Raw genomic sequence first — 14,676 nt, 5'->3', positions numbered from 1 at the left:
TTAGCGGCCGCCGCTCACATCGAGGATCGTGCCCGTTATATAGGAGGCCGCGTCCGACAGAAGATAGAGAACCGCGCTCGCGACTTCATCCGCCGTTCCCGCGCGTTTCATCGGCAGCGCGTCCTGCATCCGCGCCACGCGGTCTGGCTGGCCGCCCGAGGCGTGGATTTCGGTCTCGGTGATGCCGGGGCTGACCGCGTTGACGCGGATGCCTTCCAGCACGACTTCCCGCGCCAGCCCGATGGGCAAGGTGTCGATCGCGCCCTTGGAGGCGGCATAGTCGACAAATTCGCCGGGCGAGCCGAGCCTCGCGGACGCCGAGGACAGGTTGACGATGGCGCCGCCCTTGCCGCCATGCCTCATCGACATGCGCTTCACCGCCTCGCGGGCGCACAGGAAGGAACCAACGACATTGATGCGCATCATGCGCTCCAGCCGCGCCATGCTCATCTCGTCGACCCGCGCCTTGACGTCGACGATGCCGGCATTGTTGACGAAAGCGTCGAGCCGGCCAAAGGCCTGGTCCACGGCTTCGAAGATTGCGATGACATCGGCCTCGTTGCCGACATCGCCCTTGACCGCGAAGGCGTCGCCGCCAGCGGCTTTGAGTTCGGCGACAAGAGCATCGGCAGCCGACTGGTTGGAGACGTAATTCACCGCCACGCGATAACCAGCCTCACTCGCCTGCCGGCAGATGGCCGCGCCGATGCCGCGGCTGCCGCCGGTGACCAGCAGTGTCTTCCTGTCCACATTCATTCCTGGCAGCCTTTCAGCACGAAGATGTCCCACGGCACTTTGGAGAAGCCGGCGGGGCCATAAGCGGCCGACATTTCGAGCGACGGCCCGAGATCGGGAAAGATCAGGCTTTTCGGCGCATCGGCGCCTTCGGCCGGCAGCAGGCCGATCGTGCCCTTCTCGTCGGCGCTGTAGATGACGCCTTCCCAGACCGTGCAGGCGGCAAGCTCCTCGCCGGTGACGTCGCCGGTCGGGCATTTGTACATCAGCGAGCCATGCGGCCGCGCGGCGCTGCCCTCGGTCCACATCGCGATGCCGTCGAGCACGACATTGTTGTCGAGGATCATGCGGAAAGTGTTGGTGATCGTCGCCGAGCTGCCGGCCGCGGCGAAGTCGATTTCGGCGCCGCTCTTTGCTTCGCCATAGACGGCGAGCTGGATCGGACAGGCGGCCTGCGCGCCGGAAGTCGCAGCCGTCAGCACCAGCGATCCGGCCATCAATCCGATCATGGGCGAGGCGGCATTCGTCATCACTTGGCCTGGTCGCCTTCTCGGCCGTCGGCGTTTTCGAGCACGCCGAAATCGGTCATCAGGACGACCGGGTCGCCGGCTGCGTCCAGTCCCCAGAAAGACGGATAGAAGCCATCGCCCCAGCCGCTCCAGAACATCGCGACGTTGACCGGATTGCCGGCGTCCGGATGGTGCATGACGAACCGGTCCTGGTTGGGCGCGAACTCGGCCGCCAGCACATCGTCATAATAGTTCTGATCCGGCTTGAGCTTGTCCTGCGCCGCCGACATCAGGGCCATCGCGGCCTTGTCCATGAACGAGCCGAGGCCGGCATCGACGGGATAGCCGAAGATCTCGTCGCCGTTCAGCGTCGAAACGTCCTGTCCTGGCAGAAGGGCAAGCTCCCAGCGCACCGGCACGCCGGGCCGGAAGCGAAGGAATGCGGCGGCGACGCGGCCCTGCGCCTCGAACAGCATGACCGGATAGCGCCCCGGCTTCACCCTGCGCGCCAGCGCCGGCCAGTCGTCGGTGGTGATCAGAGGATCGCAGGCGATGATCTCGCCGGTCGGGAGTTCGAGCTCGCCAATCGGCGTGACGGCGATCTTGCGCTCCGCCAATTGCGCGTCGGAGAGCGCAAAGATGCCGAAATTGCTGCTCGCCGTCGCCGGATCCCAGTCGGCGGCCACGGCGAGCGATGGGATGGCGGCGGAGAAGCCAAGCAGGATAGGGCCGCACCGGAAAGTCCGCCGCATGCCGCGCGCCGTCTGGCCGAGCCCGAACCCGAACTTTTCCAGCCAGCTGCTCACGGCACGACCGATCCGATCACAGATCGAGCACCAGCCGCTCGGGGTCCTCTAGGCTCTCCTTGACCCGCACCAGGAAGGTCACCGCTTCCTTGCCGTCGACGATGCGATGGTCGTAGCTGAGCGCCAGATACATCATCGGCCGGATGACGATCTGGCCGCCGACCACCACCGGCCGGTCCTGGATCTTGTGCATGCCAAGAATGCCGGACTGCGGCGCGTTCAGGATCGGCGTGGACATCAGCGAGCCGTAAACGCCGCCGTTGGAGATGGTGAAGGTGCCGCCTTGCATGTCGGCGACCGACAGCTTGCCGTCTCGCGCTGCCAGCCCAAGCCGGCCGATCTCCTTCTCGATCTCGGCGATGGACATCTGGTCGGCATCGCGCACCACCGGCACGACGAGGCCCTTTTCGGTGCCGACGGCGACGCCGACATGGGCAAAATTCTTGTAGATGATGTCGGTGCCGTCGATCTCGGCGTTGACCGCCGGGATTTCCTTCAGCGCATGCGTCACCGCCTTGGTGAAGAAACCCATGAAGCCGAGCTTCACGCCATGCTTCTTCTCGAACACGTCCTTGTACTTGGACCGCAACGCCATCACCGCGCTCATATCCACCTCATTGAAGGTGGTGAGCATGGCGGCGGTCGACTGCGCCTCCTTCAGGCGGCGTGCGATGGTCTGGCGCAGCTTGGTCATGCGCACGCGTTCCTCGCGCGGCGCATCCTCGGTCGAGGACGGCGCCCGGGCAACGACCGGCGCCGGAGCAGCCTTCGGCGTCTCGGCGGGCTGCGACGGCGCGCCCTTGGCGATGGCGTCGAGCACGTCGCCCTTCAGCACCTGGCCGCGTTTGCCGGAGCCGGACAACTGGTCGACCGAGAGATTGGCCTCCGCGATCAGCTTGGCGGCGGCAGGCGCCGGCGGCATGGTGCGCGGCTCGATCTGGCCGGCATCGCCAGCGATCCTGGCGGTTTCGGCCGCGGCCTGCTTGCCGGTGGATGCGGCATCCGGGCTGGAGGCCTGGGCGACTGCCTGCGGCTTGGTCGCCGGGGCCGCCCCACCCGCCGAAATCGAGCCGAGCAGCGCCCCGACATTGACTGTCTCGCCTTCCTTGACGGCGATCTCGGCCAGCGTTCCGGCGCCCGCGGCAGGCACTTCCACCGTCACCTTGTCGGTTTCGAGCTCGACCAGGGGCTCGTCCGCGGCGATCGCGTCGCCGACCTTCTTGAACCACTTGCCGACAGTCGCCTCGGTCACGGATTCGCCGAGAGTGGGGACGCGGATTTCGGTAGCCATTGTGCCTGTCCGTTGTCTTCTTGAGGTCTGTTTAATCAGGTCTGCTTATTCACCAAGCGCCTATTCGCCGAGAGCATCGTCGAGCAACGCGGCCAGCTGACTGAGATGCTTCGACATCAACCCTGTCGCCGGCGAGGCCGAGGCCGGCCGGCCGGTGTAGCGCACCCGCTGATGCTTGGCATCGATATGCGCCAGCACCCATTCGAGATAGGGGTCGATGAACGACCAGGCGCCCATGTTCTTGGGCTCCTCCTGGCACCACACCATCTCGGCGTTGCGGAAGCGTGACAGCTCGGTGATCAGCGCCTTGGCCGGGAACGGATAGAGCTGCTCGACGCGCAAAAGATAGATGTCGTTGATGCCGCGCTTCTCGCGCTCTTCGTAGAGGTCGTAATAGACCTTGCCCGAGCACAGCACGACACGGCGGATCTTGGAGTCCTTCACCAGCTTGATCGGCTGGTTGGGGAGCAGCTGCGCATCGTCCCACAACAGGCGGTGGAACGAACTTTCGCCCGACATTTCCGGCAGCGTCGACACCGCCCGCTTGTGGCGCAGCAGCGACTTCGGCGTCATCAGGATCAGCGGCTTGCGGAAGTCGCGCTTCAACTGCCGGCGCAGGATATGGAAGTAGTTGGCCGGCGTGGTGACGTTGGCGACCTGCATGTTGTCTTCCGCGCAGAGCTGCAGGAAGCGCTCCAGGCGCGCCGACGAATGCTCCGGCCCCTGGCCTTCATAGCCATGCGGCAAGAGGCAGACGAGACCCGACATTCTCAGCCACTTGCGCTCGCCCGACGAGATGAACTGGTCGAACACGACCTGGGCGCCGTTGGCGAAGTCGCCGAACTGCGCTTCCCAGAGCGTCAGCGCCTTGGGCTCGGCCAGGCTGTAGCCATATTCGAAGCCGAGCACCGCCTCTTCCGACAGCATCGAGTTGATGACCTCGTAGCCGGCCTGCGCCGCCGACAGATTGTTGAGCGGGATGTAGCGGTTCTCGTCGCGCTGGTCGTAAAGCACCGAATGGCGCTGCGAGAAGGTGCCGCGCTCCGAATCCTGGCCGGAAAGCCGGATCGGATTGCCGTCGAGCAGGATGGCGCCAAAGGCCAGCGCCTCGGCTGTCGACCAGTCGATGCCTTCGCCGGACTCGATCGCCTGGCGGCGGTTCTCGAGGAAGCGCAGGATGGTCTTGTGCGCCTCGAAATCCTTCGGCACCTCGGTCAGCTTCTTGCCGATCTCCTTCAGCGTGCGCACCGGCACGGCGGTCTTGCCGCGCCGTTGTTCGTCCTGGTTGTCGGCGGTGCGCAAACCCGACCACGCGCCGTCCAGCCAATCGGCCTTGTTGGGCTTGTAGTGCTGGCCGACTTCCCATTCGGCTTCCAGATGCGCGCGCCAGTCGGCCCGCATCTTGTCGACCTCGGCCTGGGTGACGTGGCCTTCGGCGATCAGCCGGTCGGCATAGACCTGCACCACGGTCTTATGGGTGCGGATGTTGCGGTACATGATCGGCTGGGTGAAGGCCGGCTCGTCGCCCTCATTGTGGCCGAAGCGGCGGTAGCAGAACATGTCCACCACCACCGGCTTGTGGAACTTCATGCGGAACTCGGTCGCGACCTTGGCGGCATGCACCACCGCTTCCGGATCGTCGCCGTTGACGTGGAAGATCGGCGCCTCGATCATCTTGGCCACATCCGACGGATAGGGCGAGGAGCGCGAGAAGCGCGGATTGGTGGTGAAGCCGATCTGGTTGTTGATGATGAAATGCAGCGTGCCTGCGACGCGATGGCCGCGCAGGCCCGACAGGCCGAGAATTTCGGCGATCACGCCCTGGCCAGCGAAGGCGGCGTCGCCATGCAAAAGCAGCGGCATCACCTTGGCGCGCTCCGACAGCGGAACGACCTCGCCGCGCTCGCGGCCGGCGAGCTGGTCCTGCTTGGCGCGCGCCTTGCCCATCACGACGGGGTCGACGATTTCCAGATGCGAGGGATTGGCCGTCAGCGACAGATGCACCTTGTTGCCGTCGAACTCGCGGTCCGACGAGGCGCCGAGATGGTACTTCACGTCGCCCGAGCCTTCGACCTCGTCGGGCGCGGCCGAGCCGCCCTTGAACTCGTGGAAGATGGCGCGATGCGGCTTGGCCATCACCTGGGAAAGCACGTTGAGGCGGCCGCGATGCGCCATGCCGAGCACGATTTCCTTCAGGCCGAGCTGGCCGCCGCGCTTGACGATCTGCTCCAGCGCCGGGATCAGCGACTCGCTGCCATCGAGGCCGAAACGCTTGGTGCCCTTGTACTTGACGTCGATATACTGCTCGAAGCCCTCGGCCTCGACCAGCTTCGACAGGATCGCCTTCTTGCCGGTGGCGGTGAAGGTGATCTCCTTGTCGGCGCCTTCGATGCGCGCCTGAATCCAGGCCTTCTCTTCCGGGTCGGAGATGTGCATGAACTCGACGCCGAGCGTCGAGCAATAGGTACGGGCCAGGATGTCCAGCATCTGCCGCACGGTGCCGAATTCGAGCCCCAGCACATTGTCGAGGAAGATCGGCCGGTCGTAGTCGGCTTCGATGAAGCCGTAATTCTCCGGCGACAGCTCGTTGTAATCCTCGAGCGGCTTGGCGATGCCGAGCGGGTCGAGATTGGCGTGCAGATGGCCGCGCATGCGGTAGGCGCGGATCATCATGATGGCGCGCACGGAATCGCGCGTCGCCTGGTGCACGTCGGCGTCGGAAAGCACGGCGCCGTTGATGACCGCCTTTCCCTTCACCTTCTTTTCGATCGCCTTCTCGATCAGCCCCCAATTGCCGTCGAGCGCCGAGACCAGCTCGCCATTGGCAGTCAGCGGCCAGGACGGCTTCGCCCAGGAGGCGCCCTTGGCGTTCTTGCGGACGTCGCCCGCGTCGTCCTTCAGCGCCGCGAAGAAGTCCTGCCACTCCGGATCGACGGAGGCGGGGTTGTCTTCATAGGCGGCGTAGAGCGCGTCGATATAGTCGGCATTGCCGCCATAGAGGAATGAGGTGAGCGAGAATTGGTCGTTGGCCTGATCTTGTCTTGCCATTTTCGTCTGCGGAGCCTGGCTCCGTCTCCTTTCGAGGGGAATAGTGAGTAGTCAGTAGTGAGTAGAACGATGGAAATTCCCGCTCAGCTGCTACTCGCCCGTTCTTCCCTGTTCACTACTGACTACTGCCTACTCACTACTGCCTTAACCCTTGATCGCCTCGACCAGCGTCGTGCCGAGCCGCGCCGGCGACGGCGAAACCTTGATGCCGGCCGATTCCATCGCCGCGATCTTGTCTTCCGCGCCGCCCTTGCCGCCCGAGATCACCGCGCCCGCATGGCCCATGGTTCGGCCGGCCGGCGCCGTGCGCCCGGCGATGAAGCCCGCCATCGGTTTCTTGCGGCCGCGCTTGGCTTCGTCCTTGAGGAACTGCGCGGCGTCTTCCTCGGCCGAGCCGCCGATCTCGCCGATCATGATGATCGACTTGGTCTCGTCGTCGGCGAGGAACATCTCCAGCACATCGATGAATTCGGTGCCCTTGACCGGGTCGCCGCCGATGCCCACCGCCGTGGTCTGGCCGAGGCCGACATTGGTGGTCTGGAAGACTGCCTCATAGGTAAGTGTTCCCGAGCGGGAAACAACGCCGACCGAGCCCTTGCGGAAGATGTTGCCGGGCATGATGCCGATCTTGCATTCGTCGGGCGTCAGCACGCCCGGGCAGTTCGGGCCGATCAGCCGCGAGGTGGAGCGATCGAGACGCGCCTTGACCTTGACCATGTCCATCACCGGGATGCCTTCGGTGATGCAGACGATCAGCGGGATCTCCGCCTCGATTGCCTCGATGATGGCTTCGGCAGCACCAGCCGGCGGCACATAGATGACCGAGGCGTTGGCGCCCGTCTTTGCCTTGCCTTCGGCCACCGTGGCGAAGATCGGCAAGCTCTCGCCCTTGGCGCCCGTCCAGGTCTCGCCGCCCTTCTTCGGATGGATGCCGCCCACCATCTTGGTGCCGTGATAGGCCAGCGCCTGCTCGGTGTGGAACGTGCCGGTCTTGCCGGTCAGGCCCTGCACCAGCACCTTCGTGTTCTTGTCGACGAGAATGGACATGGTGGCCCTTTTCTAAAAACCGTTGGTCGTGGAAGACTGCGCGGTCATGGTCACAGCCGCTTGAGATCGGCGACGGTGAGGTCGCTCTTGGCATTGCCGGTGTTGAGCGTTGTCGCCGGCTCGAACATCAGCACCACAGGTTCTTTGCTGAGCGAGCGTGGCCGGTGTTCGGTGCCTTTCGGCACGACGATGAAGTCGCCCTCGCCGAGCTCGACCGGCCCGTCGCGGAAATCGATGGCGATCCTGCCGCGCAGCACCAGGAAGGCCTCGTCCTCGTTGTCATGCGCGTGCCAGTCGAAAACCTCGCCGAACTTGGCGACCTTCGCCTGGCTGTCGTTGACGTCGCCGGCGATATGCGGATCGAAGACCTTGGTGATCGTCCGATCCGCTGCCTCGACCAAGTTTATCTTGCGCGGGGGCATCCGTTCAGCCCTTCACCGCCTTGACAATCTTCTTGGCTGCGTCGTCGAGATCATCGGCCGACACCACGTTCAAGCCGCTGTCGTTGATGATCTTCTTGCCGAGCTCGGCATTGGTGCCTTCCAGCCGCACCACCAGCGGCACTTTCAGGCCGACTTCCTTGACCGCGGCGATGACGCCTTCGGCGATGACGTCGCACTTCATGATGCCGCCGAAGATGTTGATCAGGATGCCTTCGACCGCGGGGTCCTTGGTGATGATCTTGAACGCCGCCGTCACCTTCTCCTTCGAAGCGCCGCCGCCGACGTCGAGGAAGTTAGCCGGCTCAGCGCCGTAGAGCTTGATGATGTCCATCGTCGCCATGGCAAGGCCGGCGCCGTTGACCATGCAGCCGATATTGCCGTCGAGCGCGACATAGGCGAGATCGTATTTCGACGCCTCGATCTCCTTCTCGTCCTCTTCGGTGGTGTCGCGCAGTTCCATCACGTCCGGGTGGCGGAACAGCGCGTTGTTGTCGAACGATACTTTTGCGTCGAGCACGCGCAGATGGCCGTCCTTCATGACGATCAGCGGATTGACCTCGAGCAGGCTCATGTCCTTCTCGACGAAGGCCTTGTAGAGGATCGGGAACAGCGTGCCGCCATCCTTGGCCGCGTCGCCGTCCAGTTTCAACGCGGCGTTGAGCTTCTTCACGTCGTCGGCGCTCACGCCCTTTTCCGGGTCGATGGCGACGGTGACGATTTTTTCGGGCGTGTCGTGCGCGACCGTCTCGATATCCATGCCGCCCTCGGTCGAGACGACGAAGGCGATGCGGCCGACCGAACGGTCGACCAGGATCGACAGATAGAGTTCGCGCTCGATGTCGGCGCCGTCCTCGATATAGAGGCGGTTGACCTGCTTGCCGGCCGGACCGGTCTGCTTGGTCACCAGCGTGTGGCCGAGCATCTCGTTGGCGTTGGCGACCACTTCGGCCGCCGACTTCGCCAGCCGCACGCCGCCCTTGGCGTCCGGGCCGAGTTCCTTGAACTTGCCCTTGCCGCGGCCGCCGGCATGGATCTGGCTCTTCACGACATAGAGCGGGCCGGGCAGCGCTTGTGCCGCGGCCTCCGCCTCGCTTGCCTTGAACACCGGAACGCCGCTTGCAACCGGCGCGCCGAACGTCTTCAGCAGCGCCTTGGCCTGATACTCATGGATGTTCATGCGCTTGGTCTCCGGGGAGGACGGTTTACTTGCCGGCGAGATGCGGGGCGATCTTGGTGCAGGCCTCGGTCAGGCCCTGGACCGCCGCCACCGAGGAATCGAACATCTTCTGCTCGGTCTTGGAGAGGTCGATCTCGATGACGCGCTCGACGCCGCCGGCGCCGATCACCACCGGCACGCCGACATAGGTGCCCTTGATGCCGTACTGGCCCGAGAGGTGCGCGGCGCAGGGCAACACGCGCTTCTTGTCCTTGAGGTAGGATTCGGCCATGGCGATCGCCGAGGCCGCCGGCGCGTAATAGGCCGAGCCGGTCTTGAGCAGGCCGACGATCTCGGCGCCGCCATCGCGCGTGCGCTGCACGATCTGGTCGAGCTTCTCCTTCGAGGTCCAGCCCATCTTGACGAGGTCGGGCAGCGGGATGCCCGACACGGTCGAATAGCGGATCATCGGCACCATCGAGTCGCCATGGCCGCCGAGCACGAAAGCGGTCACGTCCTCGACCGAGACCTTGAATTCCTCGGCCAGGAAGTAGCGGAAACGGGCGCTGTCGAGCACGCCGGCCATGCCGACGACATGGCTGGTCGGCAGGCCGGAGAACTTCTGCAGCGCCCAGACCATCGCGTCGAGCGGGTTGGTGATGCAGATGACGAAAGCCTTCGGCGCGTACTTCTTCAAGCCGGCGCCGACCTGTTCCATCACCTTGAGGTTGATCCCGAGAAGGTCGTCGCGGCTCATGCCGGGCTTGCGCGGCACGCCGGCGGTGACGATGCACACATCCGCGCCCTCGATGCCGGCATAGTCGTTGACGCCGGTCAGCCTGGAATCGAACCCGTCGACAGGAGAAGACTGCGCGATGTCGAGGCCCTTGCCCTGCGGAATGCCCTCGGCGATATCGAACAGCACCACGTCGCCGAGATCCTTGAGGCCGATCATATGGGCGAGCGTGCCGCCGATCATGCCCGAGCCGATGAGCGCTATCTTGTTGCGTGCCATGTGAGGATGTTTTCCTTTGTCTGTGACGAGGTCGTGACGGGCCAGGGAGGCCGAAAGGATGCGGGAAACCGCGAGATTGGCCGCATCGAATAACTCCGACACGGAAGAAATTCAAACGATTATTTTGAGCCCAACATTTTCAATCGGTTAGATGCATCGGGAATTACGTAAACGTCAAAGTTTGTGAGCCGACTGAGGAGAATTTACACAATGAACGTCGAAATCAGAAGGCTTCATCCCGGGGATGACGCCCTTGTGATGCGGGTGGCCGACGACGTGTTCGACGAGCCGGTGCGGCCCGACCGCCTCGCCGCCTGTCTCGCCGCGCCCGGCCATTTCATGATCGTGGCTATAGTTGGCCAAACCGTGGTCGGCCAATGCGCCGCCGTCATCCACCGCCACCCGGACAAGGTGAGCGAGTTCTATATCGACGAGGTCGGCGTGGCGCCGCCCTTCCAGCGGCGGGGAATCGCGCGAAAAATGCTCGACGCCATGTTCGAGATCGGCCGCGAGCATGGCTGCGAGGAAGCATGGGTGGGGACCGAGCCCGACAACGAGCCGGCGCGGGCGCTTTACGAGACAAGGCGGGAGCCGCATGGGAAGGCGGAGGATTTCGTGATGTATGTGTATCGGCTTTGAGGCTAGCCGAAGACCCCTCCGCTTCGTCGTTCTAGGGCGGAGTAAGGAGCGAAGCGACGCGCGCAGACCCTAGAATGACGAAGGTAATCCCTTCTACCCCTGCGCCTGTCTCGCCGCGGCGGTCGCCGCCCCGTCCTTCCGCCGCTCCGTCCAGTCGTCCAGCCAGTCGCGGCTCTGCATCTCGACCAGGCGCGAGGCGGTGCGCTCGAATTCGAACACCTCCGTGCCGCGCTTGGCCGTGTAGAGCCCTTGCGGAGGCGCCGCGGCGCTCATCACCAGCCGCATGCGGTGGTCGTAAAGCGTGTCGATCAAAAGGATGAAGCGCTTGGCCTCGTTGCGCATGCCTTCGCCAAGCACCGGCACATGGTCGATGAACACGGTCGAGAAGCGGCCGGCGATCGCCAGATAATCGCGCGCGCCGAGCGGCTTTTCGCAAAGATCGGCAAAGGAAAAGCGCGCGGCGTCGCCGGCGGCGCGCGGCACGACGAGGTGGCGGCCTTTGAGCGTCAACATGACTTCGCCGGCCGGCTGGCCATACGTCATCGCCTTCCAGGCTTCGTCCAGCGCGCGCTCGGCCGCGGCATCGTCCGGCGTGACATAAACCGGCTGGCGGTCGAGCTTTTCCTGCCGGTAGTCCTTCTCGGCATCGAGCGTCATCACATGGGCGTTGCGCTCGAGCAGCGAGATGAACGGCAAAAAGAGCTGGCGGTTCAGCCCGTCGCGATAGAGGTTCTCCGGCGCCACGTTGGAGGTGGCGACCAGCACCACGCCGCTGGCGAACAGCGCCGAGAACAGCCGCGACAGGATCATCGCGTCGGCAATGTCGCTGACGGAGAACTCGTCGAAGCACAGCACCCAGGCTTCATCGGCCAGCGCCCGGGCGACAGGCGGGATCGGGTCGTCTTCCTTGACGTCACCGTTCTTTCGCGCCGCCCGGTGCTTCTGGATGCGGTCCTGCACATCGGCCATGAAGTCGTTGAAATGCACACGGCGCTTGCGCCGGACCGGCAGCAATTCGAAGAACATGTCCATCAGCATGGTCTTGCCGCGGCCGACGCCGCCATGGATGTAGAGGCCCTTGACTGGCTCGCGCGGCTGCCGCTTGGCCGCGAACAGCCAGCCCAGCGCGCTCGATTTCTGCGCCAGCCTTTTTGCCGAGATCTCTTCGATCAGCCGGTCGAGCGCTGCGACGATGCGCTCCTGCGCCGGGTCGCGCTCGACCGCGCCGCTCTGGACGAGATGGTCATAGCGCTGCCTGACGGTCGCATGGGTCTGGATACCGTCGCGAAGATGCATGGGTCACGTCAGCTGGAGCAATTCCGGCTTTCCGCCCGGAATTGCGTGGAAGCAATAGTCGGTTTCGCTCACCTTGTAAGCGAGATCGGCTGCCCGCTGGAAGTCTGGCCGTCGAACTTTTCGCCGCCCGACGAATAGAGCCTGGCCAGCGTACCGCCATTTTCGTCATAAAGCGTCAGCTGCTTGCCGGCGACGTTCCACGACTTGATGCCGTCGATCGGAGCGGGGCAATGCAGCGGACCGGCGCGGTAGCCGGCGCCGAACTTGGTCTGCGGCGTTGCCACCTTGCAGCTCTGCCCGGAGACGTTGACGTTCCAGACGCCGGCGACGCTGGCCGCGGTGAGATCGGTGGCGCCGGCGGGCGCCGTGCCATCCGGCGGCAGCGAGGCGACCTGGCTGTTCTTCGGAGCGGTCGGGAATTGCGACGGATCGGTGGCGCCGGGGGAGACCGGCGGCGGCAGCTGATTCTGCGTCACCGTGCCGGAGGGCGCCGGGGTCAGCGGCGCCGGCTGCTGGTCGTCCATCGACGAGAAGCGCGAGGTCGAGCAGCCGCTCGCAACCAGCGCGGCCAGCGATACGGCCACGAGGCCACTCTTCGAAAAGAGGTGAAGCCGCGAAAAGGGGCGGGTCATCGAAAAATTCATCAAAACCTCCGTCGGATCCGGCCGGGGGGAGCCATCCGCGTAATCTCTGCTTCACCAAGATGGCGAAGGTGGCAGAATTTCAACCTGATATGGTTAAAATAGGGTTTTCGAGCCAGCTGTTGCAAATTTATCGCAGCCGGGAGCCGAAGCCGGGAAAATGCCGAAACACTCTCCTAAGCTATTGAAATGGAGCATTAAATCCTGGCGCTCGGCACAAAGACATAGCCGTCCGGGCCGACGATGTAGCATTCGCGCAAGCCATGCGGCTTGTCGATCGAGCCGGCCAGCACGACGTGGCCGAGCGCCGCCGCCTTTTTCTCGACCGAATCCGGATCGGCGCCGTAAAGGCGCAGTTCGATACCGGCCCCGCGAGTCTCGGCGCCCGCGGTGACGCCGGTCATCGGATTGTCCAGATAGGAATGGTCGGCGTGCAGCATGAAGATCGAGCCCAGAAGCTCGATCGCCGCGAAATCCTCGTCGGCATAGATGATCCGGGCGCCAAGCACGTCGCGGCAGAAAGCCTCCATCGCCGTCATGTCGGTGACCAACAAGTTGACGCCGACCCCATGCGGCAGCGAGCGGCCGAAATCCTCGGCCTTCATCCACGGTGTCTTGGTTCGCTTCATTGCCATGGCGATCACCCCTCTCTCCCGATCCTAGACGAGCCGGGCTTCGGCCATTGGCATTCGCCGGCAAAATGCTTGCGCCAGACAGGCACGTCCTTATCTCAGGAAACGACACAAACGGGCGGGAAACAGAATGGCCGCGAGAACAGGAACCGCCAACCGCTACTACAGCGGGCCGCCCAGCGATCATTTCGACGGCGCCTTGTTCTTCAATCCCGGCGGCAAGCCGCCCGGGCGCTTCACCGATCTCCTCAAATGGCAATTCGGCGGCGGGCGGGCGAAATGGCCGGCAACGATTCCGAGCCCTTATCCCCCGGCCAAGCCGGACCTACGGGTGGAAGGCAGCGCGCTGAGGCTCACCATGGTCGGCCATGCCTCGCTACTCATCCAGACGGCGGGCTTGAACATCCTGACCGATCCGGTCTGGTCGGAGCGCGCCTCGCCTTTCGCCTTCGCCGGGCCGAAAAGGGTCAATGCGCCGGGAATTATCTTCGCCGACCTGCCGCCGATCGACCTGGTCCTGATCAGCCACAATCACTACGACCATCTCGACCTCGCCACGCTGAAGCGGCTGAAAAAGAGCCACGACCCGCTGGTGATCGCGCCGCTCGGCAACGACGCCATCATCGGCCGCGCGGCGCCCGGCATGCGGCTCAGCGTGCATGATTGGGGCGACAGGCTGAGCGTCGGCGCGGCCGCCATCCACATCGAGCCGGCGCATCACTGGTCGGCGCGCGGCGGGCGCGACCGCCGCATGGCGCTGTGGGCGGGCTTCGTCATCGAGACGGCGGCGGGCAATATCTATTTCGCCGGCGACACCGGTTTCCATGACGGCATCAATTACCGGCTGATGGCGCAAAAGCATGGCGGCTTCCGCCTCGCCATCCTGCCGATCGGCGCCTATGAGCCGCGCTGGTTCATGGCGCCGCAGCACCAGAACCCGCAGGAAGCCGTTCAGGGCATGAAGCTGTGCAATGCGGCTCACGTCGCAGGCTGCCATTGGGGCACATTCCATCTCACCGACGAGCCGATCGAGGAGCCGGCGCAAAAACTGGCCGAGGCGCTGGCGGCTGAAGGCTTGCCCTCGGAACGATTCCACGCCATGCGGCCCGCAGAGGTATGGGACGTGCCGCCCGTCTGACAAAGGAACCCAAGCCGGCGAAACGCGTTGGTTCGCGACGCAATTTCGCCGGAGCTTCCCCATGATCAAGTGGATCATCATCCTTTTGATTGTCGCCGCCGCCGCGAGCCTGCTTGGCATGCCGGCGCTGGCCGGCGCCGCCGCCACGGGCGCGCGCATCCTTATCGGCATCGTGCTGATCATCTTCCTGCTGATCGTGCTCGGCGTCTTTGCAGTAACTTAAGCGCGACCCCTTGGTCGTCGCGGCGCGACCTTTTGGTCGTCGCAGCGCGACTGCTTA

At 64.5% G+C, this 14,676-nt stretch carries 15 protein-coding genes; 3 read left to right on the top strand and 12 right to left on the bottom strand.

Annotated features, from left to right (window positions below):
• The 9 genes from FJ418_RS11845 to mdh form a co-directional block, all read right to left on the bottom strand.
• Nucleotides 1-756 carry an SDR family oxidoreductase gene (locus FJ418_RS11845; RefSeq protein WP_140865641.1) on the bottom strand — a complete coding sequence of 252 codons (756 nt, stop codon included), beginning with the start codon at nt 754-756 and terminating at the stop codon, nt 1-3.
• Nucleotides 753-1,265, bottom strand: coding sequence for a hypothetical protein (locus FJ418_RS11840; protein WP_140865640.1), 513 nt, complete (start codon nt 1,263-1,265; stop codon nt 753-755). Before FJ418_RS11840 ends, FJ418_RS11845 begins: the two co-directional genes overlap by 4 nt.
• Entirely contained in the window at nt 1,265-1,996 is a 732-nt protein-coding gene (locus tag FJ418_RS11835) for a DUF4241 domain-containing protein (RefSeq protein ID WP_140865925.1), read from the bottom strand. The genes FJ418_RS11840 and FJ418_RS11835 overlap by 1 nt, the downstream gene beginning before the upstream one ends.
• Before the next feature lie 70 nt (nt 1,997-2,066).
• The gene (odhB, locus tag FJ418_RS11830) at nt 2,067-3,341 is read right to left on the bottom strand and encodes a 2-oxoglutarate dehydrogenase complex dihydrolipoyllysine-residue succinyltransferase (protein ID WP_140707184.1); all 1,275 of its coding nucleotides are present in this window, start codon (nt 3,339-3,341) and stop codon (nt 2,067-2,069) included.
• A gap of 60 nt (nt 3,342-3,401) precedes the next feature.
• Nucleotides 3,402-6,389 (bottom strand): 2-oxoglutarate dehydrogenase E1 component, encoded by a 2,988-nt coding sequence (locus FJ418_RS11825; protein WP_140865638.1) that lies wholly within the window; start codon nt 6,387-6,389, stop codon nt 3,402-3,404.
• 144 nt (nt 6,390-6,533) lie between these two features.
• Complete coding sequence (gene sucD, locus FJ418_RS11820) at nt 6,534-7,436, bottom strand: succinate--CoA ligase subunit alpha (protein WP_140857948.1); 903 nt, start codon at nt 7,434-7,436, stop codon at nt 6,534-6,536.
• A gap of 50 nt (nt 7,437-7,486) precedes the next feature.
• Entirely contained in the window at nt 7,487-7,858 is a 372-nt protein-coding gene (locus tag FJ418_RS11815) for a cupin domain-containing protein (protein ID WP_140646016.1), read from the bottom strand.
• A 4-nt stretch (nt 7,859-7,862) separates the two neighbouring features.
• On the bottom strand, nt 7,863-9,056 hold the full coding sequence (sucC, locus tag FJ418_RS11810) for an ADP-forming succinate--CoA ligase subunit beta (protein ID WP_140865636.1): 1,194 nt from the start codon (nt 9,054-9,056) through the stop codon (nt 7,863-7,865).
• Between the two features lie 25 nt (nt 9,057-9,081).
• Complete coding sequence (gene mdh / locus FJ418_RS11805) at nt 9,082-10,050, bottom strand: malate dehydrogenase (protein WP_140646014.1); 969 nt, start codon at nt 10,048-10,050, stop codon at nt 9,082-9,084.
• 210 nt (nt 10,051-10,260) lie between these two features.
• Here mdh and FJ418_RS11800 point away from each other — a divergent pair, with 210 nt between their 5' ends.
• Nucleotides 10,261-10,689 carry a GNAT family N-acetyltransferase gene (locus tag FJ418_RS11800; protein WP_140865634.1) on the top strand — a complete coding sequence of 143 codons (429 nt, stop codon included), beginning with the start codon at nt 10,261-10,263 and terminating at the stop codon, nt 10,687-10,689.
• Nucleotides 10,690-10,782: 93 nt separating this feature from the next.
• Here FJ418_RS11800 and zapE read toward each other — a convergent pair whose 3' ends face one another.
• The 3 genes from zapE to FJ418_RS11785 all read right to left on the bottom strand — a co-directional run bounded on the left by zapE (nt 10,783) and on the right by FJ418_RS11785 (nt 13,261).
• On the bottom strand, nt 10,783-11,985 hold the full coding sequence (zapE, locus tag FJ418_RS11795) for a cell division protein ZapE (RefSeq protein ID WP_140865632.1): 1,203 nt from the start codon (nt 11,983-11,985) through the stop codon (nt 10,783-10,785).
• A gap of 68 nt (nt 11,986-12,053) precedes the next feature.
• Nucleotides 12,054-12,617, bottom strand: a complete 564-nt coding sequence (locus tag FJ418_RS11790) for a protease inhibitor Inh/omp19 family protein (protein ID WP_140865923.1) — start codon at nt 12,615-12,617, stop codon at nt 12,054-12,056.
• A gap of 206 nt (nt 12,618-12,823) precedes the next feature.
• Nucleotides 12,824-13,261: a hypothetical protein gene (locus FJ418_RS11785; protein WP_140865630.1), complete on the bottom strand. Its 438-nt coding sequence runs from the start codon at nt 13,259-13,261 to the stop codon at nt 12,824-12,826.
• A gap of 127 nt (nt 13,262-13,388) precedes the next feature.
• Between FJ418_RS11785 and FJ418_RS11780 the strand changes: the two genes are divergently transcribed.
• The gene (locus FJ418_RS11780) at nt 13,389-14,396 is read left to right on the top strand and encodes an MBL fold metallo-hydrolase (RefSeq protein ID WP_140865628.1); all 1,008 of its coding nucleotides are present in this window, start codon (nt 13,389-13,391) and stop codon (nt 14,394-14,396) included.
• 61 nt (nt 14,397-14,457) lie between these two features.
• Nucleotides 14,458-14,619: a DUF1328 family protein gene (locus FJ418_RS11775; RefSeq protein ID WP_066991727.1), complete on the top strand. Its 162-nt coding sequence runs from the start codon at nt 14,458-14,460 to the stop codon at nt 14,617-14,619.
• Nucleotides 14,620-14,676 lie beyond the last annotated feature (57 nt).

This window comes from Mesorhizobium sp. B2-8-3 (assembly GCF_006440815.1).
In the GTDB taxonomy this organism is placed as follows: Bacteria; Pseudomonadota; Alphaproteobacteria; order Rhizobiales; family Rhizobiaceae; genus Mesorhizobium.
The sequence above is the reverse complement of the archived record's forward strand: the minus strand, read 5'-3'. Positions and strand labels throughout refer to the sequence as shown.

Bases quoted from the DNA above. Each gene is read 5' to 3' on its own strand.
- FJ418_RS11780 (WP_140865628.1), top strand. From the start codon at position 13,389: ATGGCCGCGAGAACAGGAACCGCCAACCGCTACTACAGCGGGCCGCCC.
- mdh (WP_140646014.1), bottom strand. From the start codon at position 10,050: ATGGCACGCAACAAGATAGCGCTCATCGGCTCGGGCATGATCGGCGGC.
- FJ418_RS11835 (WP_140865925.1), bottom strand. From the start codon at position 1,996: ATGCGGCGGACTTTCCGGTGCGGCCCTATCCTGCTTGGCTTCTCCGCC.
- FJ418_RS11800 (WP_140865634.1), top strand. From the start codon at position 10,261: ATGAACGTCGAAATCAGAAGGCTTCATCCCGGGGATGACGCCCTTGTG.
- FJ418_RS11790 (WP_140865923.1), bottom strand. From the start codon at position 12,617: ATGACCCGCCCCTTTTCGCGGCTTCACCTCTTTTCGAAGAGTGGCCTC.
- FJ418_RS11825 (WP_140865638.1), bottom strand. From the start codon at position 6,389: ATGGCAAGACAAGATCAGGCCAACGACCAATTCTCGCTCACCTCATTC.
- FJ418_RS11815 (WP_140646016.1), bottom strand. From the start codon at position 7,858: ATGCCCCCGCGCAAGATAAACTTGGTCGAGGCAGCGGATCGGACGATC.
- sucC (WP_140865636.1), bottom strand. From the start codon at position 9,056: ATGAACATCCATGAGTATCAGGCCAAGGCGCTGCTGAAGACGTTCGGC.
- FJ418_RS11785 (WP_140865630.1), bottom strand. From the start codon at position 13,261: ATGGCAATGAAGCGAACCAAGACACCGTGGATGAAGGCCGAGGATTTC.
- FJ418_RS11840 (WP_140865640.1), bottom strand. From the start codon at position 1,265: ATGACGAATGCCGCCTCGCCCATGATCGGATTGATGGCCGGATCGCTG.
- FJ418_RS11845 (WP_140865641.1), bottom strand. From the start codon at position 756: ATGAATGTGGACAGGAAGACACTGCTGGTCACCGGCGGCAGCCGCGGC.
- sucD (WP_140857948.1), bottom strand. From the start codon at position 7,436: ATGTCCATTCTCGTCGACAAGAACACGAAGGTGCTGGTGCAGGGCCTG.
- zapE (WP_140865632.1), bottom strand. From the start codon at position 11,985: ATGCATCTTCGCGACGGTATCCAGACCCATGCGACCGTCAGGCAGCGC.
- FJ418_RS11775 (WP_066991727.1), top strand. From the start codon at position 14,458: ATGATCAAGTGGATCATCATCCTTTTGATTGTCGCCGCCGCCGCGAGC.
- odhB (WP_140707184.1), bottom strand. From the start codon at position 3,341: ATGGCTACCGAAATCCGCGTCCCCACTCTCGGCGAATCCGTGACCGAG.